Origin of the sequence: Nocardia ignorata NBRC 108230 (assembly GCF_001612905.1) — a bacterium.
Classification (GTDB): domain Bacteria; phylum Actinomycetota; class Actinomycetes; order Mycobacteriales; family Mycobacteriaceae; genus Nocardia; species Nocardia ignorata.
Genome location: NZ_BDBI01000005.1, coordinates 215,639 through 239,591, shown reverse-complemented (window position 1 = coordinate 239,591; position 23,953 = coordinate 215,639). Strand labels below are relative to the sequence as shown.

Annotated in this window: 18 protein-coding genes; 8 read left to right on the top strand and 10 right to left on the bottom strand. The window is 66.4% G+C overall.

The features are described 5' to 3' along the window. The first annotated feature begins 2 nt into the window (after positions 1-2). Both NI2_RS04865 and NI2_RS04860 read left to right on the top strand, forming a co-directional pair. Positions 3-245, top strand: coding sequence for a YgaP family membrane protein (locus NI2_RS04865; RefSeq protein WP_067486382.1), 243 nt, complete (start codon positions 3-5; stop codon positions 243-245). A gap of 23 nt (positions 246-268) precedes the next feature. Then, positions 269-673, top strand: a complete 405-nt coding sequence (locus NI2_RS04860; protein WP_067486375.1) for a DUF302 domain-containing protein — start codon at positions 269-271, stop codon at positions 671-673. 228 nt (positions 674-901) lie between these two features. Here NI2_RS04860 and NI2_RS04855 read toward each other — a convergent pair whose 3' ends face one another. Beyond that, complete coding sequence (locus NI2_RS04855; RefSeq protein ID WP_243749932.1) at positions 902-1,714, bottom strand: sterol desaturase family protein; 813 nt, start codon at positions 1,712-1,714, stop codon at positions 902-904. Between the two features lie 289 nt (positions 1,715-2,003). Between NI2_RS04855 and NI2_RS34925 the strand changes: the two genes are divergently transcribed. After that, positions 2,004-3,992 (top strand): N-acetylmuramoyl-L-alanine amidase, encoded by a 1,989-nt coding sequence (locus NI2_RS34925; protein ID WP_243749896.1) that lies wholly within the window; start codon positions 2,004-2,006, stop codon positions 3,990-3,992. A gap of 25 nt (positions 3,993-4,017) precedes the next feature. Here NI2_RS34925 and NI2_RS04845 read toward each other — a convergent pair whose 3' ends face one another. From NI2_RS04845 to NI2_RS04820, 6 genes are all read right to left on the bottom strand, one after another. After that, positions 4,018-4,770 carry a helix-turn-helix transcriptional regulator gene (locus NI2_RS04845; protein WP_067486371.1) on the bottom strand — a complete coding sequence of 251 codons (753 nt, stop codon included), beginning with the start codon at positions 4,768-4,770 and terminating at the stop codon, positions 4,018-4,020. Between the two features lie 138 nt (positions 4,771-4,908). Continuing rightward, a complete protein-coding gene (locus tag NI2_RS04840) occupies positions 4,909-5,499 on the bottom strand; it encodes a cadmium resistance transporter (protein WP_067486369.1) in 591 nt (196 codons plus the stop codon). 76 nt (positions 5,500-5,575) lie between these two features. After that, positions 5,576-7,156 carry an MFS transporter gene (locus NI2_RS04835; RefSeq protein ID WP_067486367.1) on the bottom strand — a complete coding sequence of 527 codons (1,581 nt, stop codon included), beginning with the start codon at positions 7,154-7,156 and terminating at the stop codon, positions 5,576-5,578. Beyond that, entirely contained in the window at positions 7,107-7,637 is a 531-nt protein-coding gene (lspA, locus tag NI2_RS04830; protein WP_067486365.1) for a signal peptidase II, read from the bottom strand. Before lspA ends, NI2_RS04835 begins: the two co-directional genes overlap by 50 nt. Then, positions 7,634-9,598 carry a heavy metal translocating P-type ATPase gene (locus NI2_RS04825; protein WP_067486363.1) on the bottom strand — a complete coding sequence of 655 codons (1,965 nt, stop codon included), beginning with the start codon at positions 9,596-9,598 and terminating at the stop codon, positions 7,634-7,636. Before NI2_RS04825 ends, lspA begins: the two co-directional genes overlap by 4 nt. Further along, positions 9,595-9,984: an ArsR/SmtB family transcription factor gene (locus tag NI2_RS04820; protein WP_067486360.1), complete on the bottom strand. Its 390-nt coding sequence runs from the start codon at positions 9,982-9,984 to the stop codon at positions 9,595-9,597. Before NI2_RS04820 ends, NI2_RS04825 begins: the two co-directional genes overlap by 4 nt. Before the next feature lie 115 nt (positions 9,985-10,099). Here NI2_RS04820 and NI2_RS04815 point away from each other — a divergent pair, with 115 nt between their 5' ends. Then, complete coding sequence (locus tag NI2_RS04815; RefSeq protein ID WP_084475911.1) at positions 10,100-12,361, top strand: MMPL family transporter; 2,262 nt, start codon at positions 10,100-10,102, stop codon at positions 12,359-12,361. Positions 12,362-12,369: 8 nt separating this feature from the next. On the opposite strand, the gene NI2_RS04810 is transcribed toward NI2_RS04815, so the two are convergent. The 3 genes from NI2_RS04810 to NI2_RS04800 all read right to left on the bottom strand — a co-directional run bounded on the left by NI2_RS04810 (position 12,370) and on the right by NI2_RS04800 (position 21,426). Next, entirely contained in the window at positions 12,370-13,521 is a 1,152-nt protein-coding gene (locus NI2_RS04810) for a sensor histidine kinase (RefSeq protein ID WP_084475982.1), read from the bottom strand. Between the two features lie 739 nt (positions 13,522-14,260). Next, the gene (locus tag NI2_RS04805) at positions 14,261-20,848 is read right to left on the bottom strand and encodes a helicase-like domain-containing protein (protein WP_067486358.1); all 6,588 of its coding nucleotides are present in this window, start codon (positions 20,846-20,848) and stop codon (positions 14,261-14,263) included. 65 nt (positions 20,849-20,913) lie between these two features. After that, positions 20,914-21,426, bottom strand: coding sequence for a hypothetical protein (locus NI2_RS04800; RefSeq protein ID WP_067486356.1), 513 nt, complete (start codon positions 21,424-21,426; stop codon positions 20,914-20,916). A 412-nt stretch (positions 21,427-21,838) separates the two neighbouring features. On the opposite strand from NI2_RS04800, the gene NI2_RS04795 reads away from it, so the two are divergent. The 4 genes from NI2_RS04795 (at position 21,839) to NI2_RS04780 (ending at position 23,930) form a co-directional block, all read left to right on the top strand. Continuing rightward, the gene (locus NI2_RS04795; RefSeq protein WP_067486353.1) at positions 21,839-22,288 is read left to right on the top strand and encodes a hypothetical protein; all 450 of its coding nucleotides are present in this window, start codon (positions 21,839-21,841) and stop codon (positions 22,286-22,288) included. Between the two features lie 386 nt (positions 22,289-22,674). After that, the gene (locus NI2_RS04790; protein WP_067486351.1) at positions 22,675-23,202 is read left to right on the top strand and encodes a hypothetical protein; all 528 of its coding nucleotides are present in this window, start codon (positions 22,675-22,677) and stop codon (positions 23,200-23,202) included. Then, positions 23,199-23,618 (top strand): hypothetical protein, encoded by a 420-nt coding sequence (locus NI2_RS04785; protein WP_067486349.1) that lies wholly within the window; start codon positions 23,199-23,201, stop codon positions 23,616-23,618. Before NI2_RS04790 ends, NI2_RS04785 begins: the two co-directional genes overlap by 4 nt. A 108-nt stretch (positions 23,619-23,726) precedes the next feature. Then, complete coding sequence (locus NI2_RS04780; RefSeq protein ID WP_067486346.1) at positions 23,727-23,930, top strand: hypothetical protein; 204 nt, start codon at positions 23,727-23,729, stop codon at positions 23,928-23,930. Positions 23,931-23,953: the final 23 nt, after the last annotated feature.

The window sequence follows — 23,953 nt, the reverse complement described above, 5'->3', positions numbered from 1 at the left end:
TCATGTCTACCTCCCCCTTGGACCGTCGCGGCTGGACCATTGCCCGGCTGGTGCCACTACTGGCCGGTGTTCTGGTTCTCGTCGGTACTGCGGCCGCCGCGACGATATCGGCGTGGTGGCTGATCGTGCCGGCGCTGGTCGGCGCGAACCTGCTGCTCTACAGCGCGGTGGGGTGGTGCCCGGCCACGCTGCTCATGCGCCGCGCCGGTATCGCCTCCGGTACCTGCCCACCTGCCCGGACCTGACACTCACCGAAAGGATGACCCATATGGAACTCGCCCTGTCGACCACGCTACGTATCGGCTTCGACGATGCCGTGGACGCTGTGCGCGCGGCGTTGGCCGAGCAAGGATTCGGTGTGCTCACCGACATCGATATGGCAGCCACGTTGAAGGCCAAACTCGACCACGACATGGAGGACTACCGCATTCTCGGCGCCTGCAACCCGCCGCTGGCACACCGGGCAGTCGACATCGACCGCCAGATCGGCCTACTGCTTCCCTGCAATGTCGTGGTGCGCCGCGACCCCGATGATCCCGGCCTGATCCGCGTCGAAGCCATGAACCCCGAGCTCATGGTCGAAGTCACCGGCGACCCACAACTCCGTCCCGTCGCCGCAGAGGCCACCACCCGCTTGACAGCCGCGCTCGCGGCCCTCGACCGCAACGCCTGACCACGCCTTCTTCGTGGGGCAAAGGTGGTCTCGAGCATCGCCTGCGGGGCCGCGCGGTGATTTCGTGCGGTGACGACGGTCCGGATCCAGCACGAACACCACATCCTCAGGCAGCAATGCCGCCAGCTCCGGTGGTACCGGCATCGGTTGCCGCAACCCGAGCTGGGCGCTCCCGGTGCATTGAAACAATCCTCTCCGAGTCGCAACGGGGTTGGGCTGGGGAACGGTTCACGCGCCGTGGCGGGTGAAGGGTTCGGTGAGCTGGGCGAGGTAGCCGGTGGGATAGTCGGGTTTGGCGGCCATACCGAGGTCGGCGCTGGTGAAGCGCCGGTGTGGGTCGTAGCTGTAAGTGCGCAGCAGGTGGTCCCAGATCAGGGTGAACAGTCCGAAGTTGACGTCACCGATGCCGGCCCATTTGAGGTGGTGGAACCGGTGGCCTTCGTTGAGTGCCAGCACGTGTTTGAGAGGTCCGACGCGGTAGTCGGCGTTGGAGTGCTGCAACAACAACTGGACCGCCACCGCCAGTGACAGCGCTGCGGCGACCGGGACCGGGATCCCTGCCAGTAGTAGCGGGGTGACCCCGGCGGTCATTTCGATCGTTTGGTGCAGGGGGTGTTTCATCAGCCCGTTGAGCCCGTAGAACCGTTTCACGCTGTGGTGCACGGCGTGGAATCGCCACAGGACCCCGATCTTGTGGCTGGCGTAGTGGGCCAAGGTGATGCCGAGGTCGGCGACAAGGATCGCGACCAGAACCTGCACGACGAAAGGCCAATCGCCAGGCCAGATCCCATCACCGGGAAGTACTGCGGCCAGGACCGGGATGGCGGCCACGCTGCCCAGGATGAGGGATTCGTTGACGAAGGTGTGGGCGGTGTCGCGGCCGGTGTCACCGTGCGAGTTGTTCCAGGCCGCTTGATACGGGAGGAGTCGTTCGGCGGCGAAGGAGACCGCGACCGCGACCGCGAGCGGGGCGAGGAGCCAGAGTTTGTTGGCGCCGGTGGCCGCCAGGGCGACCCCGGCGCCGTTGACACCGAGCAGCATCAACGGCGCGTAGCCGTAGCGGATGAGGGGCGAGATGAACGTAGACACCGGTTGAGCTTCGCGCCCAGGTGGTAGCGCGGGCTTGAAGAAATCGGCTGACTCTCCTGTACCGGTGACGGTTCATCGATCTGACGGGCGGCCAGGGTGTCGCACCGAAGGATGGCTACATCCTGGCTACAGTCTCAAGTGACACTTCATTCTTTGGGGTGGTTGTGGTTGGTGTGGTCGGTGGTGCTGGTTCGGTTGATTGGTTCGGCCCCGCCATCGCAATTTCTACCAAGGAGTTCTGGTGCCGAATTACGCCCGCAAACGAACCTACGTGCTTCCCCTGGTCGCGGTGGCAGTGGTCGCGGCACCGGTCGCGGCCGGTTTCCTCGGTGGTGAGCGGCAGTTCCGATTCTCCAACGACAGTGAAGCCGACAGTCTTTCGGCTACCGCGAGCACCCAGGTCGGGTTGGCAGGGGCGCCGACGGTGGTGTTGCCCCTCCGTGAGCTGACCGGCATGTCGTTGCCGGATCTGAGGGTCGCGGACCTGCGGCTGGTACCCGGCGCGCTGCCGCTGCCGGAGGGCTCCCGGGTCGGGCCGATCGGGTTCGTTTCCGCTGCGGGGACGGCGCCGCTATCAGCCCGGACTCCAGCGTTGGATCCCGGTGTGGTCCCCGAGCAGTTGGCCGATCGGGTCGGCGCCCAGGTCACCGAGCTCACCCACCAGGACCGGTTCAGCATGATCGGGTTGACCGCACCGAACCTGGAGGGTGTCACCACGATGGTGCGAGCCCGCCAACCCGACGGTTCCTGGGGTCGGTGGTTCGAGGCGGGAACCGACGACAGTGTTTCGGCTCGTCGCCCGGCCCCGGGCCACCTGCAGGGTAGTGAACCGGTGTATGTCGGTGATACCGACGCGGTGCAAATCCTGAGCACCCGCGAATCCGCCGCGACAGACAATCCCGAGTTGCCGGGCCCGCGGCCGGTCGCAGGACCGGACCATCTCGGTGTTGGGGTCCCGGAGATGAGCGCGGTGTTGCTCGATCCGGGCCGTGGTGAGGAGAACCTGTCGGCGATCGCGGCACCGCTGGCCGGTGGCGGGCCTCGGGTGATCAGCCGTGCGCAGTGGGGCGCCGATGAATCGATCCGTTGTGAGGACCCGACCTACGATGACGGCCTGGGCGGGATCGTGGTGCATCACACCGCGGGCCGCAACGACTACAGCAAGGCCGAGTCGGCGGCGATCGTTCGCGGGATCTACGCCTATCACGCCGAAACATTGGGCTGGTGCGATATCGGTTACCACGCCTTGGTGGACAAATACGGCCAGATCTTCGAGGGGCATTCCGGTGGGTTGGACCGGCCCGTGCAGGGCGCGCACACCGGCGGGTTCAACGAGAACACCGCCGGGGTGGCGTTCATGGGCAATCACGAATCCGAGGAACCGTCCCAGGCGGCGATCACCGCGATGGGTCAGTTCGTCGGGTGGCGTGCTCGCGTCGCGGGTTTGGATCCTCGAGGGACTACCACGATGATTTCCGAGGGGACCGAATTCACACCGTATGGCGAGGGTGAAGAGGTGCAGTTGCCGGTGGTGTTCTCCCACCGCGATGTCGGCAACACCGACTGTGCTGGGGACGCCGCCTACGCGCTCATGGACCGTATCCGTGCTATCGCGGCGGGTGTGCATTCGGGTGCGGTGCCGAGACAGGCTCTAGGTGGACAGGATTCGACGCCGGTACCAGCGCAGCCCGAAATCGATGCGGATGCCGATGTGTCGGCGTTGGCCGCGTTGACGGGCAAGCTGTTGGATCTGGTCGACCGCAATGTGTTGGCTCGGCGTTGGGTCGATGCCGGTGGACCGCAGGGGCGGCTGGGTTCGGCCGCCTCGGAGCCGGTGCCCACCGCCGAGGGGGGACAGTACGCCAGGTTCGTCAACGGCTACCTGTTCCAAGCCCCCGACGGTCAAGTCTATGAAGTGGCCGGGCGCATCGGGCAACGGTTCGCCCAGCTCGGCGGGGACAACGGCATATTGGGTACGCCACGCAGCAACGAATACCCCGTCCCGGGCGGTGTGCGCGTCGATTTCGGTCGCGGGGCGTTGGTGTTCAACCAGGCGACCGGTGTCGTCACCACGCTCGGGCTGCCCCGATCAGCCTCCGATCATCCGATGCCATCTGCGGCGTCCCCGACGCCTGAACCAGGGCCAGCTCCACCAGTTTCAGCAGATGCTCCCCCAGCGCCTGAACCGGCAGGAACTGCTCCGGGCGAGGTGCCGGTGGCCGGGCAGTGACGTAGCCCGCGCGCCGCGATCAGCATCATCCGGTGATGGCTCGGTCCCGTGCCGGTGGTGGCCGCCATCCGGTGGCGATGAGCGCTTCGGTCGGAGAGATGCCGATCAGGTCGCGGCAGGTGCGGGTGAGGTGTGCACTGTCGGCGAACCCCGCCGTGTGCGCGGCTTCGGTCAGGGATCCGCCTTCACGCACGACGGCGAACCCTAGCTGGAGCCGGATCCACCGCCGCCACGCCACATACGGCAAGCCGACCTGGGCGGTGAACAGGTGGGATAACCGACTCGCCGAAATGCCGATGTCGGCGGCAAGCGCGCCCAGCGAGGGCGGCCCTCCCAACCAGTCGGTTGCTCGTCGCAGCGCCTGCGCGACTACCGGGTGCGGGGACCGGCGCACCACCGGGGTGATCGGGTCGCCGACAGGGGTTGGCGGTGCGGGCGCGGCGACGCTGACCCAGCTGGTGGCTGCCTGGCGCGGTTTCCCCTCCAGTCGGGCCAGCGCGGCGTGGGCGGTCACGCTGTCGGGATCGAGGAACGCGAGGAATCCGCTGGTGCCGTGGTCTGTGTGAACCTGGTGGACCACGCCGGGTGGGATGATCGCGGCACGGGCGAGTGTGGTGTGTCCGGCCGCGTCGGTCAGGGTCAGTCGCCCGCGCGCGACGAAGAGCACCTGGACTGCGGCGTGGGCGTGGGCAGCCGCGTTGCCGATGTCGCCGGTGAAGGTCAGGAGCCCGGGAGTCAGCGCGATCCCTCCGGACCAGCTGTGCGCGGTGGGTCTCATCTCGGATCGCTGCGGTGAGGACGTCGGCGGTGCTCGCTCCTGGTCGCTGTTCTGCCGCTCGGGCTCGTGTACGGACGTATCACGGTGATGACCTCTCGGGGTGATGATGTGGTGTGCAGACCCGGGGCGGCTGTACGGTCAGAGGCCGAATGCGCCGCCGCTGACGAGGATGACGATGCCGAGCACGATCAGCACGAGCGGGAAGAGGACGTGTTCCCACCGTTCCAAGATCTCGGCAATCCCCTTGCGGGTGGTGAGGAACTTGGCGGTGAACACCAGTAGCCCGACCAGCAGCAAAAACACGACCGAGTAGGCGATGATCGCCGCCGTTCCCACGGTAGCGAAAACAGGGACGTAGACGCCGATGTTGTCGCCTCCGTTGGCGAAGGTCACCGCGGCCACCGTCCAGACGGCTACCTTCTTGCCGCCGAGGCGTTCATCGTCGTCGCCGTTGTTTCGCCACGCCCTCCAGGCGGCGAGCAAACCGAGCAGCAGAGGTATTAACCCGAAGTAGGCGATCGCTTCTTCCGGTAGCAACGCCGTCACGCCCAGGGAGACGAGGATGGAGGCGCCGAGGATCGCTCCGAAACCGAGATATTGTCCCGTCGCTATGGCGACCGTGGTTCCACGGGTTCCCGCGCCGCGGGCGAAAAACAGCGAAAGCACGATGATGTCGTCGATGTTGGTCACCAGGAAGAGCCCGATGGCCTGCAGGATCGAGGTAACCATGCTGGCGGGTGCCTTTCTCGAAGTTGCACTGCGATGCGGCGGGACAGGGATGACGCGCCGCGCCCTACTGGACTGTCTATCCCATCCCGGTTCGCGGACCGGTGATCAGCTCTTGCGGGGGTGTCTGTTTGGGGAGTTTGGCAGCGATGGCCACCGCCAGTAGTGCGCTGACGGCGGCGCTGGCCAAAAACACCGCGGACATGGCTTCGGTGTAGGCCTGGGCGCTGGTGGCGGCCAGATCCGCACCGGCTGTGCCGGGAAGCTGGGTGGCGACCAGGTGGGCTCCGGCGATGTTGTCGCGCGCCGCGCCGACCACCTCTGCGGGTAGCCCGTCGAGGTGGGGGTCGAGGTCGCGGGTGTAGACGAGGGTGAGCAGGGTGCCCAGGACCGCGACGCTGAACGCGGCACCGACCTGTCGGATGGCCATCAGCAGCCCGGCTCCTGCGGCGCTGCGGTTGTCGGGCAGGCTCGCCATGACCGCGTCGACCGCCGGTGCCAACGCCAGTCCGGCGCCCAGACCGATCACCGCCAGGCACCCCGCGATGTAGCCGTAGCCGGAGTCGACGCCGATGCGGGAAGCGAGCACGAATCCTGCTGCGGCGATCATCATTCCGGTGACGATCGGGATCTTGGCGCCGACTCGGGTGACGATCTTGTCGACCGCCGCTGCGGCGACGATGATCGCCAGCACCAAAGGGACGAGGCGCAGGCCGGTGCCGAAGGCGTCGTAGTTGCGCAGGATCTGTAGGTATTGCGGCAGGACGAACAGGACCCCGACGAGAGTGAAGGTGCCCGCGGTGGCGGCGAGGGTGGGCCAGGTGAAGGCCGGGTTGGTGAACAACGCCAGATCGACCAGCGGGTGGCGGGTATGCCGTTCCCACATCAGAAATCCGAGGATCAGTGCGACACCTGCTGCGAGAGTGGTGAGCACGAGGGGGTCGGTCCATCCGTACTCGGGGGCTTGGATGACGGCGAACACCACCGCCGCTGTACCGGGCACGGCGGTGATGATTCCGAGCCAATCCAGTGGCGGTGCGTGCGGATCTGCGGATTCGGGCAGCAGCACAACGCAGGCGACCAGGGCGGCGACGCCGACCGGGACGTTGATGAGAAAGACCGAGCCCCACCAGAAGTGCTGTAAGAGCCAGCCGCCGACGATCGGACCCAACGGGAGGCCGACGCCCAGTGCGCCGACCCACACCGCGATCGCGCGCCGACGCTGGTCGGGGCTGAACAGGGTCGGCAGGATCCCCAGCGACAGGGGAACGATGATCGCGGCCCCGATGCCCATGACGGCGCGGGCAGCGATCAGCGAGCCGGTGGATCCGCTGTAGGCGGCCCAGGCCGACGCGGCGACGAAGACGAGCAAGCCAACCAGCAGCAGCCGTTTGCGTCCGTAGCGGTCCCCGAATCCGCCTGCGGGCAGCATGAGCGCGGCGAAGACGAGGGTGTAGGCGTTGACGATCCATTGCAACTGAGTCGTGCTCGCGCCCAGATCTTGCGCCAGCGTGGGCAGGGCGACGTTGAGGACCATCAGGTCCAACCCGACGGTGAGCAGGGCGACGACCAGCGCCGCCAACCCCGCCCACCGACGCGACGCGCTCGGTTCAGTCCCGATCGTCGGTGTGATGACCGGGTGAGAGTTGTTCTCGCTCATCAGAGTTTCCGATCAAGGTCGTGGCAACGAGGGCGATCGCGCCGAGCACGATGAAGGTGTCGGCGAGGTTGAACGTGGGCCACCAGCCGGTATGCAGGTAGTCGGTGACCAACCCGTCCGGCACCCGGTCGATGACGTTGGCGGCGGCACCACCCAGGATCGCGGCGAGCGCGACCCGGGTGAGCAAGTTCGCGCGCGGCGCGAGGACCCATCCGACCACCGCGACCGCAGTGGTGATCACCGTCGTGATGGACAGCATCACCCAACTCGGGGCGTCGGCGGCGATCGAGAACGCGGCCCCCGGGTTGAACGCCAACCGCAGATCCACCGGCCCCGCCTCGATCGGCGAACCGTCCAACGCGGATTGCGCCCACGCCTTGAGTGCGAGATCCAGGCCGGCGAGTACAGCAGCAGCGGCGACCCACCGCAGACGCCGCCCCCACCGCGACACGGCGGGGGCCGACGTTGCGGTCGCGGTCACGCGGAGGCTCCGGCCAGCACCGGGGCGGGCTTCGTCGCCGAATCAGGCAGCGAGGCAAGGGGTTTGGTACGTCCGGCGCGGACACCGTTGGCGATGACGACGATCTCGGCGAGCTCGTGGACCAGCACCACCGCCGCCAACCCGAGCACCCCGAACAGGGCCAGCGGGATCAGGACCGTGATCAACCCCAGCGACAAACCGACATTCTGCAACATGATCCGGCGAGCCCGACGGGCGTGCTCGAGAGCACGCGGCAGATGCCGCAGGTCCTCCCCCATCAACGCCACATCGGCGGTCTCGATGGCGACGTCGGTCCCCATCGCGCCCATCGCCACGCCGAGGTCGGCGGTGGCCAGGGCGGGGGCGTCGTTGACGCCGTCGCCGACCATCGCGGTGAACCGGTCGGTGCGCAGTTCGCCCACGATGCGGGCCTTGTCCTCGGGACGCAGATCCGCGTGCACATCTTCGATCCCGGCCTCGGCGGCCAACGCGGCGGCGGTGCGGGCGTTGTCACCGGTGAGCATCGACACGCGAATACCCAGGGCGTGCAATCGGTCGATGACCTCGTGCGCCTCGGGTCGCAGTTCATCGCGTACGGCGATCGCGCCGATGACCTGCCCGTCGTGCTCGATCAGCACCGCAGTCGCCCCCGCGTGCTGCATTCGCTCCACATCGGAAGCCAGCGCACCGGGTTCGATCCAGCCCGGTCGGCCCAGTCGTGCCGGGCGCCAGTCGATCAGGCCGGTCAATCCGGCGCCGGTGACAGCCTCGACGTCAGTCGCCGGGGTGAAGGTATCGACCGCGGCGAGGATGGCGCGAGCGAGGGGATGTTCGCTCCGCGATTCCAGCGCCGCGGCGACAGCGAGCACTGTTGCCTGCTCGACGCCGGTCACAGCCGAGATCTCGACGACAGCAGGCTTGTTCGCGGTCAGCGTCCCGGTCTTGTCCAACGCGACCTCCCGCACACGACCCATCGCCTCGAGCGCAGCACCGCCCTTGACCAGCACACCCAACTTGCTCGCCGCACCGATCGCGGCCACCACGGTGACCGGCACCGAGATCGCCAGCGCACACGGCGACGCCGCGACCAACACCACCAGAGCGCGCTCGATCCAGGTCACCGGATCGCCGAAGATCGCACCGATCACCGCGATCGCGGCAGCGGCGATCATGATGCCCGGAACCAGTGGTTTGGCGATCTTGTCGGCGAGGCGTTGGGCATCGCCCTTGCGGGCCTGCTCTGCCTCCACGATCCGCACGATCCGCGCGAGGGAGTTGTCCTCGGCGGTCGTGGTGACCTCGACGGTCAGCACACCGGTGCCGTTGATCGACCCTGCGAATACCTCCGCGCCCGGCCCGGCCTCCACCGGTACTGATTCGCCGGTGATCGCCGAAACATCTAGCGCGCTACGGCCTTCGACGATCACGCCGTCGGTGGCGACCCGCTCGCCGGGGCGAACCAGCATCCGGTCCCCCACCCGCAGCTCCGCCGGGCTGATCACGGTTTCGGTGCCGTCCCGCAGCACGGTGGCGCGATCGGGAACCAGTTTCAGCAGGGCGCGCAGACCGCGGCGAGTGCGGGCGACCGCATACTCCTCGAGGCCCTCGCTGATCGAGAACAGGAACGCCAGCATCGCGGCTTCGCCGACCTCGCCGAGTATCACCGCGCCGATCGCGGCGATCGTCATCAGCGTGCCGACACCGATCTTGCCCTTGGCCAGGCGTTTGAACGTCGACGGGACGAAGGTGTAGGCACCGACGAGCAGTGCGGCGATCTCCAACCCCAGCTCGACCGGGCGTGGGCCGCCGGTCCAGCCGACGATCAGGGCCGCGACCAGCAGTACTCCGGCGACTGCGGCGGCACGTAGTTCGCTGACCTCCCAGAGCTTTTCGGGTTCCCGCTCCTCGGCCTCGCCGTCTGCGGTGGGTTCGTCGTGGCCGCAGCCGCATGCGTCGCTCATGCTCGTACCTCCGTGGTGGTCTCTGTCGCGGTGGCGTCGGTGCCGTAGTTCGGGCACAACGCCACCGCGTTGCCGGTCGCCGCGAGCAGGGTCTCCGCCGAGGCGAGCAGATCCATCAGCTCGGGACGGGCCAGGCTGTAGAACACCTGCCTGCCCTGGGGACGACCCACGACCAGGCCACAGTCACGCAGGCACGCCACATGCGCCGACACCGTCGACTGCGCCAGCCCGAGCCCGGCCATCAGATCCGCGACCCGCGCTTCCCCGCACGCCAACCGCTGGACAATCGCCAACCGCGTCCCATCCGAGAGGCTGTGGAACAACGCCACCGCCGGATCCAAGCCCTGCGTCTCGACGAGGCAACCCTCGCCCTCATTAATCGCCATATGACGATGATAGCGGCAAAAGGTATTGATATCGACCGCTCGCGTGATTAATCTCATTTCAACGATCACATCGTCATTTGACGATCAATGGTGATCGGCTACGGAGGGAGAACACGTGAACCAGCAGCAGACCGCCGTCACCGAGAGGTCACCGCAGAAACCACTGCCACCTGGCTCGCCAGGGCTGCTGTATCGGTGGGGGGTTCTCATGGCCCGACGCAGACGCGCGGTCTTGGCGATCTGGGCGCTACTGCTGGCGGTGTGCGCGGTGGCCTACCCACTACTAGAAGACCGGCTCGGCGCCATGGACTTCGGCGTCGAAGGCTCCGAGTCCACCGAGGTCGATCGCCTTGTCGCCCAGCACTTCCCGCAGTTCGGAGCCGAGCAGGCGGTAATCGTGCTGCGATCTTCTGCCCTCACCGCCGACGACTCCGACTTCCGCGCAGCTATCACTCACACTGTCACCGCAGCCAAGCAGGTGGAGGGCGTGGTCGATGTCGTCGGTCCTTACGAAGGATTGCCCGGATCCCAGATCTCGGCCGACGGTCACGTCGCGATCGCGCTGGCTGGTATGGACGGCGACATGGCAGAGCGCGCGAGGGTCGCCCGCGACCTGCAAGTTGCCATCACCACCACAGGCGATGACTCCGTCGAAGTGGGGCTGACTGGATACTCGGCGGTGCAGAACGCGGCCACCGAACTACAGAACGCCGATCTAGCCCGCGCCGAGGCGATCGGCATCCCGGTCGCCCTCGTACTGCTCGTCCTCGCGCTCGGAGCTCTCGCCGCCGCAGCGGTCCCGATCGGAGTCGCCATCGCGGGGTTGCTCACCGCGGTCGGAGTGTTGTTCGGTCTCACCACGGTGACCGCGTTCGATTCACTGACCGTGGCCATGGCAACCATGGTCGGCCTGGGCGTCGGCATCGACTACGCGATGTTCATCGTCAGCCGGTTCCGCGAAGAACTCGCCCACCACACCGTCGCCGACCACGCCGCGATCGCGTCCGCCGTCGGCCGCTCACTGGCCACCGCGGGCAAGACGATTCTGGTCTCGGGCCTGGTGGTGATGATCTCGCTGTGCGCGTTGATCATCATCCAGGCACCGATCTTCCGTGGCATCGCCATCGGCGTCGCCACCGCCGTCACCAGCATGCTCGTCGTCGCCATCACCTTGCTACCCGCCCTGCTCGCCGCACTGGGCCCCGCCGTCAACCGCGGTGCACTCCCGGCACGCTGGCGCCCCGCCGACAGCACCACCGACCTTCCTGGTGCCAGCCTCGGTCGCTGGGCGCGCTGGGCGTATCTCGTTATGCGCCGACCCGTCCTGTTCGGCACGGCCGCCGTCGCGGTACTGATCATCGCCGCCCTCCCGATATTCGGGATCCGCTACGGCCTCGACATGGGAACCAGCGCCCTCGACGACACCCCCACCGGACGCGCCACCACCGCATTGACCACCAGCTTCCCTGCCGGATCACTCGCACCGGTCGAAATCATCGCCACCGGCCCTGGCGGCACCCCACTCACCGGCGACGCCCCCGAACGAGTCAACCGATTCCTGACCGAGATCGCCGACGACGATCGCATCGACACCGTTCTCCCCACCCAACTCAACGACGGACGAGTGCTGGCGATGGCGATCCCGTCGGTCGCGTTCGACTCGATGCAGGCCACCGACCTCATCCGCGACCTCCGCATCGCAGCGGCTGACTCGGTCGGCGTCGAGATTCGCATCGGCGGCAGCACCGCCGAATTCGTCGACCTCTCCGACGAGATGACCACCAAACTGCCACTCGTGGTGGCGCTGGTGCTGACCGCGTCACTGATCTTCCTCATCGCCGCGTTCCGCAGCATCGCCCTGCCGATCAAGGCCATCGCGATGAATCTGCTCGCCACCGGCGCCGCCCTGGGCATCACCGTCGCCGTATTCCAATGGGGCCTCGGCGAAAGCATCCTCGACTTCACCAGTCCCGGCTTCGTGCAGGTCTACCTGCCCACCGTCGTGTTCGCGCTGCTGTTCGGGCTCTCGATGGATTACGAGGTCTTCCTCATCCGCCGCATCCGTGAATACTGGGACACCACCGGCGACAACCAGCACGCCGTCGCCGCCGGACTCACCCACACCGCGCGTCCCATCACCGCCGCCGCCGCGATCATGGTCGCCATCTTCGCCAGCTTCCTCACCGCCGATATCCTCGAACTCAAACAACTCGGCCTCGCCCTAGCCGTCGCCGTCTTCCTCGACGCCGTCCTGATCCGCCTCGTCCTCGTCCCCGCCCTCATGCGTCTGCTCGGCGACTGGAACTGGTGGCTACCGACCCGGCCCGGTAGCCACCCCGACACAAGCGCCACCGAAGCGTCAGCCGCCGCTCAGTAGTACGGCGGTCACGACAGGTTGGTGTCTTCGCGTGTACTGACCGACAGTCGGGCGCGCACAGCCCAGAGACCGTCCTCAGCGCTAACGGTCAGTGCGCCACCGGCGAGTTCAGCGCGTTCCCGCATCCCGACGAGGCCGTGACCATGGGGCACCCCATGGTCACGGCCACCGTTGATCACGACCATCTCGATACCGCCGTCATTTCTGCCGATCCGAAACACCACCGGTACATCGCGATCCGCGTGCTTCATCACATTAGTGGGCGATTCCTGCACCAACCGCAGCAACGTCAGACGGTTGACCGCATCGAGCCCGCCGAGTTCGGCGTCGATTTGCGCGTCGACCGTGAACCCAGCACTACGGACGCGGGTGATGGCCGCGGCGATCTCGGTGGCCGCCGCATCGCTGTCAACCAAGGCCACTACACCGAGCGCGGGATCGCGTAACCCGGCCAAGAGCCTGCGGATATCGGACAGCGCGTCGGCGGCGGTGGCCCGTACATCGTCGAGGACACCGACGATGCGCGAGTCAGCCTCCCGAACAACATGTCCGGCTACCGAAATCCGCAAAATGATCGAGGCCATATGATGAGCGACTACGTCGTGCAGTTCCCTGGCCATGGCTGCGCGCTCATCGACGCGCGTGCGGGCCTCGGCGTCGGCGGCCTGCCTGCGCAGGTTGTCGGCGAGGTCACGTTGACCACGTAGGTACAACCCCAGCAACAACGGCACTCCTGCATAAGCAGCCACTTCGACCGCGATATAGGCACGCCCGATGGACGTCTCATGCAAACCAACCCGACCGAGCACGACCGCAGCCGCCCACCCCGCAGTCGCGACCACTACGGTCGCCCACCGATGTGTCCGGGCGATGACGACGACCAGCGCTACCGCACCAAGGTATGGCACCAGCCCCGACACACCCCACGCTGGTGCACGCAACATCGGCACCGCCAACAACGACAGCACAACCGAGACCACCAACGGCCACCGCTCGACCGCCACGAACACCACTCCGGCGGTCAACGCCAGCAGCCAATAGTAGGTCGGCACCCGGTACTGGCCCGGATATGTGCTGGCCAACAACAGTATCGGAATCAGCATCAACGGTAGCCACCGCAACAATCGCTGCAGGTCGCGGCGTGCAGGCAAGTCGATCACACGCTCACCGTAGGCGACGCGCCGCCCTATCAGCTCCCGAGCGCCGAAGCGACACACTGCTGTGAGCAGCACAGCTCAGTCCGTGCGCCTCGTAGCTCGGTGAGCAATGGCGGTTGGATAGGAGCCACACGCAGCAGAGTCGTCGAGCAGCACTGTTATGCCGCGCCGGCCGAGCCTGCTAACTCGAAACTGTCCCCGACTTCCAGACCTTTCACAGGAATGGCGATCGGCGCCCCTTCGTAGACGCGATCGAACCCGTCACGGTCCACGTAGTGGTCAGTTCGCCTGGTGAGTGTCGATCTGCCTATACAAGTGCGAAGTCTCACTCAACTCCCCCTGACGCGCGGGGCAAGATTGATGGTGATGACGGCGCAGTCGTTCTCCTTGCTGCCAGTCAACCGGATGTCCTTCGAGCGAAAGCTGGCGAGGTGGAGTCATCTCGGTAGTCTTCGATGGCTGGCGATACAGTTGCGCACACGGAGTCGGATGTCTGGCCAAAACCGCGCAGCCAGGTCGTCCTAGCGCTCAGGCCATTCCGCGGCAGTGGTAGAGCCCCATTGGCTGATGCGGGCTTCGGACTCACCGCGGGCTCGTGCCTTCTCAGCGCCTCTATCGAGCCAGGTATCGAAGCACAGGCTAGACGTTGTCGGGAATGAAGTACCTTGCAGTGCCTCCGATATCGAGCTCAACTTCCGCAGGGAGCGGGCCGGGGTCGATGTCGAGGTACGAACCCGAAAGTTCATCGAGGTCGTCCCTGATTGGTGAGGATCGAAATTCCGTTGGCACCGTTGACGACTGCTGCACCGCCGAACTGATGAACCATCGCCGCGGCTTCGTTCTTGGCGGCTGACTGGATGAATTCGGCCTCGTCGGTGGACACCTTCGGCCCCGACGATGGCGCCTCGGGCTGGACCTCGTCGCCTCTCAAAAGTTCCTGGTTGATTGCTTTCTGCCGCTCCCGTAGCGCGTCAAGGCGCTCGGAGTGCTCGAATGGCTTGCCCAAACGTTGTTCGGAACGTTCGCGTTCCGTGCGTTCGGTAGCCAGTCGGCTGGTCGCAATGTCGAGTCGCTTATCTAGGCCGTTGACCGCATTCTCAAGCCTGAGCATCACTCCTGCTCCACCTTTTTCCAGTGTCTTCCCATCGAAGGTGACGTAGAGATCAGCGCTGACGTCGGAGAACACCACCGCGACGTGGGCGTCGCGGCCTGTGGGCACGTTACGAGCGTCAAGGGTGAAACCCGCTATCTCGGCTACGCCCTGATCGGAGAACTCCTTCCACACCGAGCGGGGGTCCTGAGTCAACTTGGACAATCGTGCGGCCAGCGCGTCGCCAGCCTCGCCGCGGTGGTCGAAGAAGCGACCGTTGACCTTGGCTGCGAAGGCGTCGCCCTTGGTCGGCGTTCGGTGCGCGATTGCATGGGTGTAGGCATCGATCTCGGCTTCGAGGCTGGGGATGGCGTTGTCAGCGTCGCGCATGCGGATATGCAGCATCGACTGGCTACGTTGGTGGGCTCGGCGCAAGCGTTCGAGTTTGGTGACCTCGATGTCGACTTCGGCCTTCTCCAGCACCAGCGGATTGCCACTGGCGATAGCGAGGGCCTCGTTGGCGTTGAGCGCCGCATCGCCGATATCGTCGATCTCCCGGGCGGTGAGCGAACCCTTCAGAAATTGGTTGACCATGGCCGCTTTTCGCGACTGAGCTGCCCACATGCGGGCGTCGAACGTCCCCTCGGTGACGGCGCGAGCAACAGCGATCTCCGCGTTTTGATTGCCCTGGCGGATGCCGCGCCCGTCACGTTGCTCGATGTCGGCTGGCCGCCAGGGGCAGTCGACATGCAGCATGGCGACCATCCGGTCCTGAATATTCACGCCGACGCCCATCTTGGACGTGGAGCCGAAAAGGAACTGGATGCTGCCGTTGCGGGCCTTGGTGAACAGCGCCGCCTTTCCCTTGTCGTTCTTCGCGTCGTGGATGTAGGCGAACAGCTCCGCCGGTGCGCCCCGCACGATGAGCTTGGTCTTGAGTTCGTCGTAGGCGTTCCAGTCCTCACCTGGCGTACCCAGGTCACAGAACGCCAGGACAAGGCCGCCGCGGCGAGGGTGTGGCTGTCCGTCGCGACCCAGGAAGACCTGGTCCTTGGCGGCTTGCCATTTGTCGAACATCCAGTCCGCCGCCGCTTCGAGCTTGAGGCCGAACTGATCCTCACCAACCTCTTCGTCCGGCTGATCGCGCGACATCGCCGAGTAGAGCGCGACATACCTCGCCGTGGCCGGACTCGGAGACTTCGCGTGGAGGTGTCTTGCGATAGAGCCTCCCGCTGCGATGTCCAACATCGGGCGATCCTCGTGCGCCGATACGGAACGAGAACCGAGTCCGAGCGACCTGACAAGGCGGAGGTCAAGAGCTGCGGCACGACCGTCGGAGGAGATTTTGAGCATGTTGTCGGTCGTCGGGTCGACCGCGCGCGACTTCACCTTCTGGGCCCGTTCACCGAGTTCCCGAACGTATTCGAGCTGAGTGTCGGTAGCCGGGACGGAGATGACCTCCGGTGCACGTTCCCCGTCGGCCCGACGGGCGAGCTTGGGCACCGGGAGCTTCAAGTCCTCCGGCAATTTCACGTCGGCAGCGACATGGAACATGCGTTGCAGCTCGACGACGTTGCGGAACCCCACCAGTCGGGTCTTGAGACTCCACGAATTGCCGTCGACCGACATCTCCAGCTCGGTCCGGGTGCGGCCGAAGGTGGCCGCCCACTCGTCGAAATTGCGGATTCCGGCGTCTTCGAGCAGGTCCGGGCGGAGGTAGCGCTGCACGACGTACGCCTCGGTGATGCTGTTCGCGAGCGGGGTCGCCGTGGCGCCGGTGATGGCGCGCCCGCCATGCTTGTCGCGCAGGTACTCCACGACCATGTGCAGCTTCTGCGCCCGCTGGCTTCCGGCGATGGCGGCTGACTCGATCTGGGTGTCGGTGGCCAGATTCTTGAAGTCGTGCAGCTCATCGACCACGAGGTAGTCGATACCGGTCTGCTCGAACGTGATGCCCGGATCGGTCGGGCCGCCGACCTTCTTTTTCAGCTTCTCCTCGGACTTGAGGATCGCGTCCTCGATACGTTTGACGGTCGTGCGTTTGGCCCCGCCCGCCATGAGTTCGGCCAGATACTCGCGGCGTGGTTGGATCTCGCGGTCGAAGTACCAGTGCGCGGTGTCGCGTGCGACCTCGAGGCGCTGGAATGACCCGCGAGTCAAGATGATCGCGTCCCAATCGCCGGTCGCTGCGCGGGCGACGAACTGTCGTCGCTTCTCCCCTGCCAGGTCCTCGGTGCCGGCGGCGAGGATGCGCGCTTGCGGATATGCCTGCAAGAACTCCCTGGCGAATTGATCGAGCATCGAGTTCGGGACCATGATCGCTGGTTTGTTGACCAGCCCGAGGCGTTTGAGTTCCATGACGCCCATCGCCATCTCGAGCGTTTTACCCGCGCCGACGGCGTGGAAAAGACCCACATTCGGCTCGGCGATCATCCTGGCGACCGCGGCGCGCTGGTGCGGACGCGGGGTGTAGACCCGGGACAGGCCCGGCAGGCTGAGCATCTTCCCGTCGGTCTCGTAGTTGCGGAGCACCAGGTTGTTGAAGCGTCGGTTGTACTCCTCGCTCAGCCGCGCTGCGCGGACCGGGTTCTCCCACACCCATTCGCTGAACCGTTCGTTGAGCTGTTCGGCCTTCTCGTTCGCGGCCTCGGTTTCGGTCGGGTTGGGGATGCGCGCCTCACCGTTCTCATCCGGGTCGAAGACGCGAACCGGAGCCTGGCGGAGCAGGGCTTGGGCGAGTTTGGGTGCCGGGACGCGGGCGGTGCCGAACTCCTGGGTCGCCAGAACGCCGCGACGGCCGCCGGTGACCTTCCACTCCCCCGCCTTGGTGTGCTCGACGGTGATCGTGTCGTCGTTGAGGACCTCGTTCAGGAATGCCTGCACGTCGGGCGCGTCGATCCAGACCGCGCCGAGTCGGGCGTCGATCTCGGCTGGTCCGAGATCGACGGGGATGACCCCGGTCAGCGCGGTGACGTTGTCGCTGTAGGTCTCCGGGTTCGTGGCGGCGGCGTCGCGGGCCTGGTCGAGCTTGAGCCTGACATTGCCCGACAGATATTCCGCCGCAGGAACGAAGCGACCATCATCGGCGGGGTCGGGGTAGATCAGACCGCGGCATTGCGCGAGAGCTTGGGCGTCGTCGCTGCCGAGCAGGCCCGCGATGACCGGCAGGTCGATGCGGCCGTGCGTATCCAGGCAAATCGCCACCGCGTCCTCGGCGGTGTCCGCTCCGGTGCGCGGGGTGCGCGGCGCGACGACGCGCTGGCGCATGATCGCCATCTTCACCGCGGCATCGGTGGTGGCGTCGTAGTCCTCGAGCGCCAGCACGATCGGGGCGTGCGGATCGTCGCGGAATACCCGCATGACCGGGGGGCGACGGACCGACATGACCGGCTCACCCGCATCATCGACGCGTCCGGTCGGATGCCATGTGCAGCGGTTGATCGGTCCGAATCGCTCGGTGTAGTGGTCGTAGCGTCGGTTGAGTCGGGTGCGCAGGGCTTCGATCTCGTCGGAGTCTTCGGCGTTGGCGGCCTCGTTCTCCAGCAGGGCGACCGCGGTGTCGCGCAGCCCCAGCAGTGCTCGCAGTTCCTCGGCCTGGGTTTTCGGGATCGTCAGTTCGCTGTAGGTGCCGTCGACGTGCAGTGCCTCGAACCCTTGTGTTGTGGCACGCAGGTGGCCAGGGAATTCGTTCGCGTCGCCGGGTGCGCTGGCCGCAGCACGTCGCTCTCCGGCGACCAGTTCACGTGGCTGATGGGCGATGCCCTCGTCCAGGGCTTGCCGCGCGATCCGATCGAGTGCCTCACGGAGTTGCTGTTCCAGGTCGCCGCGCCCGTGCACCACGACTGCCAATCCTCCGTAGATGCTGGTACCGGCCCGTAGCTCACCGAGAACCATGTCGGGGTTGTTGAGGAAATACTCGTTGACGACGACTTCTGCCTCACCGGCATCTTTAGCCAAGGGCACTTCGGTGCTGGTGGCCAGCTCGTACGGTCCACCGAGGCGGCGTGCTGCCCCATCTCGACGGCGCAGGATCAGGATGTCGGTGACCACATCCGTGCCCGCGACTCGCCGGTGTGTGCCGTTGGGCAGGCGGACCGCACCGAGGAAGTCGGCGTGAGCGGCGATTTCGCGACGGGCGGATGGATTCTTCTTGTCCAGGGTGAATGAGCTGGTCACCACCGCCACCACACCGCCCGGCTTGGTCAGTGCGAGCGATTTGAGGATGAAGTGGTCGTGCATGCTGTGCTCACCGGTGTTGTGCACCGGATCGTGGAGCCGTGTCGAGGAGAACGGCACGTTGCCGATCGCGGCGTCGAAGTGTCCTTCGGGCAGACGGGTGTCGGCGAAGGATTCGACCCGGATGTCGGCGTGCGGGTAGAGCGCCTGCGCGATTCGAGCGGTGGTGGAGTCCAGTTCCACACCGGTCACGCGCGCCGATTCCGGGGCGCGCCCGATGAATGCTCCTGCACCGCAGCCTGGTTCGAGGACTCGTCCGTCGACGAACCCGAGGGATTGGAGGTGGTCCCACATCGCCCGCACGATCATCGGATCGGTGTAGTGGGCATTGAGGACGGTGCGGTTGGCCTGCTTCCATCCGGTTTCGCCGATCAGGGTTCGTAGCGATTCGGCGTCGACGCGGAACTCTTCACGCTCGGCGTCGAAGATCGCGGCGGCGGCGCCCCACGAGGTCCATTTCGCCAACGTTTCTCGCTCGGCCGGCGTCGGGGTGCGATTGTCGCGTTCGAGGACCTGAATAGTCTGGATCGCCGCGAGGTTCGCCTCGATGCGCCGCTGTGGCGATCGGGGGATCTCCACTTCGGGTGCCGGAAGCCATTCGGCGCGGCGGAATCCCGCGTTCACGGGACCGGTCGCATTGGCCCTCTCTGTTGTGACCGGCGCGGTGGCCGCCTCGGTTCGAGATGGTGTCGCTGGTGGCTGGTCGGTGTTAACAGGAACGGCCGTCGGTGCCTGCGACTCGGACGGCGTGGGTGCAGGGTTCGGACCGTTGGAGGCTGCTGGGGGCGATGCCAGGGCGGTCGAATCCTGTTGAGCCTCCGATGATTCGATGGGTATTGCGTGTTCGGTCTGCGGTGTTGTGTCCGCGTGGGCGGAGGCGAGGGCCGCAGTGCCGGAGGTGGTCGCGGCGCCGGTCTCGGTGAAGGGCAGGCCGAGCCTGGTGAGCGAGGCTCGCAGGTACCCGACGCGGCGAGTGCGCACGGCGAAGTCGGTCGCCCGCCGTTGGTACCAGAACTTCTGGGGGCGTGACCACTGGAATTTGGCGTCGTGCAGGGCTTGGCGGAGTTGCAGGTTCGCTTTGTCGGTGTTGCGGACCAGCGTGCCTTCGGCGGTGTGCTCGATGAGGATCGGCAACGGAGTCGTCGCGTCCTCGACCAGGGCAGCGGGTTCTGGCGGATCAGTACGCGGTGTAGCGAGATGCGTTTCGGTGCCGACGATTTCAACTGCGGCGGAAGCCCCCGGTTCGGGACGCTCGGCCAGATGGGCACGAATCCGAGGCATGACTTCGCGCACGGGTAGCGCTTCGGTGATCGACGCCGCGTCGGCGTCAGCGCCGGGGTGGACGATCCACTGGCCGCGTCTGGGTTCGAGGAGGAAGGTTTGTTCACCGACGACGACGCGCGCCCGTTGTCCGTGCACTCCATCGAACCGTTCGTGGGCCGACAGCCCGAGTTTGTCGACGAATCCCGCCAGCCGCTCGATGCGCGAGCGCATCTCGACGTAGTCGGTGGCGTCGGCGGGGTTGACGAGCTGAGCCTGGTCGAGCAGCGTGCGGGCTTGCTCGAAGCGTCCGGCCCGAAGGTGTTCACCGGCCGCGTTGACCATCGGCCCTGTGGCATGTGCGCGCTCGTACTGGCGGGCTTGGACCGAGGCGGGTGTCTCGTCGTAGAGGTCCGGGTGGGCGCGCAGGTAGCACTCGACCCACAACCAGGTCGGCCCGAATCGCTCCCCCGCCGACAGCGCCTTCAGCGGCCCCTCGGTGAGGTATCGCGGCGCGGTGGAGGGGTTGAAGATCTCGGGTGGCCGGTTGTAGCCACCGTAGGTGTACGCCTCGTCCTCGATCGTGCACCGCAGCGTTGCCAGTTCGACCGGGCTGAACATCGCATCGGCCCGCGCCAGACGCTCGGCTTCGCCAACACTGGTCGCTGTGCCGACCTCCCGGAGGCGAGTCCACTGCGCGTCACCGCCAGTGGACTCGCCGCGGCCGACTTCCCACGCCTGCACACCGTCGATGAGGTAGTCCCGTCCATCGACGGTGACGATGGTGTCCTGCGTGCTGGAGCCGATTTCTAACGCGTCGGCCGCGCGGCGTCCTGCCTCTCCAAGATCAGCGCCAGCTGTTCGCGCTTCTGCTGGGCGGTCAACTCGTCGTGATCGCTCAGCATCCAGTGGACCTCCTCGACCAGATGCGGATACCGGCGATCCCACTCGCTCGCCTCCGGGCTGCCCGGCTCCATCTCCAGGCGCTGCTCCACCGCTCGCTCCTCCTGCTGCATCACCAACAGGTCGCGCTCGGTCCGGCTCGGTTCCGGGTCGTCCTGGATCTCCGGGGGCATCGAAAACAGCAGCTCGGCCAAGGCCATCTCCGTCGCCTGGGCGCGCACCGTGTTCAGCGTCCCCACCCGTTGGAGGTAGTCCTGCCCGGAGGTGATCGCGTCGGTTTCCAGCTGGGTCGAGATCTGCTCGATTCGCTGACTGATCTGCTCTGCCAGCTGTTGGAAGTGCGTCTGCGGGTCCTCCAGCAGTCGCGTCCTTCGTGGCAGGTACGTCGTGTAGTAGGTCCTGACCTGGTCGATGATCATCGCGTTCGTTGTCCTTTCGGTGGTCGACGGTCGAGGGTGCCGGGTTCGGGTCGCCCCCTAGTGCCTCCAGGCTCAGCTGGTCTTCGCTGATATGTATTCTTCGCGGTCGCCGCGCCATAGTCGCCTCCGTGTTCGACGGCGGGGCGGCGCATCTCACCAGCCCCAATGGTTCCGTTGTTGCTGATGTGTCGAGGACATCCACCTGGGACGATTGCCCAGGTGAACTCGATACACTCTAATGTATCGAAAGACTCGACAGTATCGAGAGCGTCTAAAGGGGCCCGGCATGGGCGGGGCGCTCGCCGCTTTAGATGTGATCGGGCCATTGGATACACTGGAACCATCGGAGATGCGACGGGAAGCCGACCGCGGACCGGGGATGCGCGTTCTGCCGTCGAGAGGGAGGAAACCCGTGGCCGACACACAGTCCGACGAGACGGAGATGCCGACAAAGGGCAGGACGAACTTCTCCTGTAGCAACGAGGTCTGGTCCGAGGCAAAGAAGCAGTGGCAGAAGCAGATTCGCCAGTTCCCCACCTGGGCAGGATGGCTGGACGCAGCCTTCGCCTCGAAGACTGCACGCAAGCGCGCGGAGTTGGGGTTGACCGAGTACGAACCCGCTCCTGACCGACTCCCTCCCGGTCGACGCGTTCCACCCGAGCAGGCAGGCACCCGACCGCGCCGCTCGTACAGCGGCGACACGAAGATCATGGCCGACGCACGAGCTACCTGGTGGGCCGAGGCCGAGCTCTACCCGGCGTGGTCGGACTGGGCCGAAGAGGCTCTGGCCGAGCAACTCCCCCGACGGGAGACAACGCCCGCCACCCCGACTGAGTCCGCCGACACGGTCGCGGCACCGTAGCCGCAGAACCGCACCCGCCTTACGGGCGCTCCAGGTTCTTATAAGAACTTGGAGCGCCCGTGGCGTTTCCAACCGTTGCACCATCGGATCGACACCCCCGACGAGACCGCCCGCACCGGCGAGCCGGGTAAGAGCGACGCATCGCCGACGGTCGACGCATCTGCGCGCCCGCTCGCGCATCCGAGCCCACCGGAGGCCCGACTCGCGCGACCAAGCGCGAAAACTGGCTTTCAGGCCGTTGACCTGGACAAACCTGGCGAACATCGATCGACTCGATCAATCTTTAGATCCTTTCGATACAATCGAGCCTCTAGCATCAATAGATGCTTCGGAAGCTGAGCGCGAGCCCAGCAACCGGCCAACCCTCGACAAAGGACAGAGATTCGATGCCCGATCCACTCGTCTCCCCCGACCGCAAGACGCCGGAATCGGTCACCATGACCGCGCGCTACCTCGAGGCAGTGCTAGAGCAGGCACAGACCGCCGCGAACGCCACCTCCTACATCGACATCGACCAACACGGTGCGCTCGTGCGAATCAGTCCCGATGACGGCTCCGCCGAAGCCGTGGCCCGCGCGGACAACGCACTGACGCACTACCTACGCGAGCATCGCGGCGTGCTCGGCACCGACCCACGGTGGCGTGCCCACTACGACGACTTCGATCGGGCCGACTCCCCACGCGCACAGATGGACGCCGGAGTTCAGCGAGATAGCTTGGCCGAGGGGCGATCTCGCCACCGCGGCGATCACGAATCGACTGCCCGACGCCATGCCCGCCATGTCGAGCAACTGATCGCCGATAGCGCGCGAGGGGGTGACGCGCACGCGGTCGCCCGCGGCTCGTTCGCCTTCCGCGCGGCCCCGGTCACTGCAGCCGGGGCATCGGCTGCCGTCCCGCGGCGCAGCCGATGAACGTGCGGTTGCGCAATGTCCGCTTCCTTGGCCGGGTCCTCACCACTGCGGCATGGGCTATCCACGCGGAATTGAGCTACTGCCGTGCGATCAGGCTGGCGCTGCTCGCCAGGGCGCACGGTGGCGGTTGGTGGCGGACCCTTCGAACCCTGGTGGGTACCTACGATTTCAGTGCGCTGCACATCGGGGGCCACTGGTTCCTCATCGGTCCACAGAGCCCCCGAATGCTGGACCGAAGGCCCGGCCAGGGACGCTGGGCGTGGTACATCTACGGCCCCAGCCTCCACCGGACGCCCGACCGGTCGCTGGGCCGCGAAGAATGCGCCCCCGGCTTCTCCCCGACCGCGGCATTGACCTTCTGCCAAGAGTGGTCCGATGCGGCCCGCCAGGCCCACCAGCAGCGCGACAGCGCATGATCTCGACCGATCAGCGAACCCCCGGCAATGACTTCGGATGCTTTCGATACATTAGAACCATGACCCGGCGATCGGCCGGACGATGAATGAAGGATGAGGTGGTCGGCAATGTCGATCCTGTTGATATACCCGGCCGTTGCCATCCTGATCACGGTCGTCGTGATCGCCGTGAAGTACCGACGCCCGAACCCGGGGCCACCCCGGGCACGCAGACGGACGGGCCGCGTAGCGCGGGGAGTCGCGGGCGGCCTGGCGGGCGCCGCGGCGGGGATGACCTTGGCGAGCCTGCTGGGTCGGACCACGCGCCACTGAGCCGACCGCCCGGTGGGGGCTCA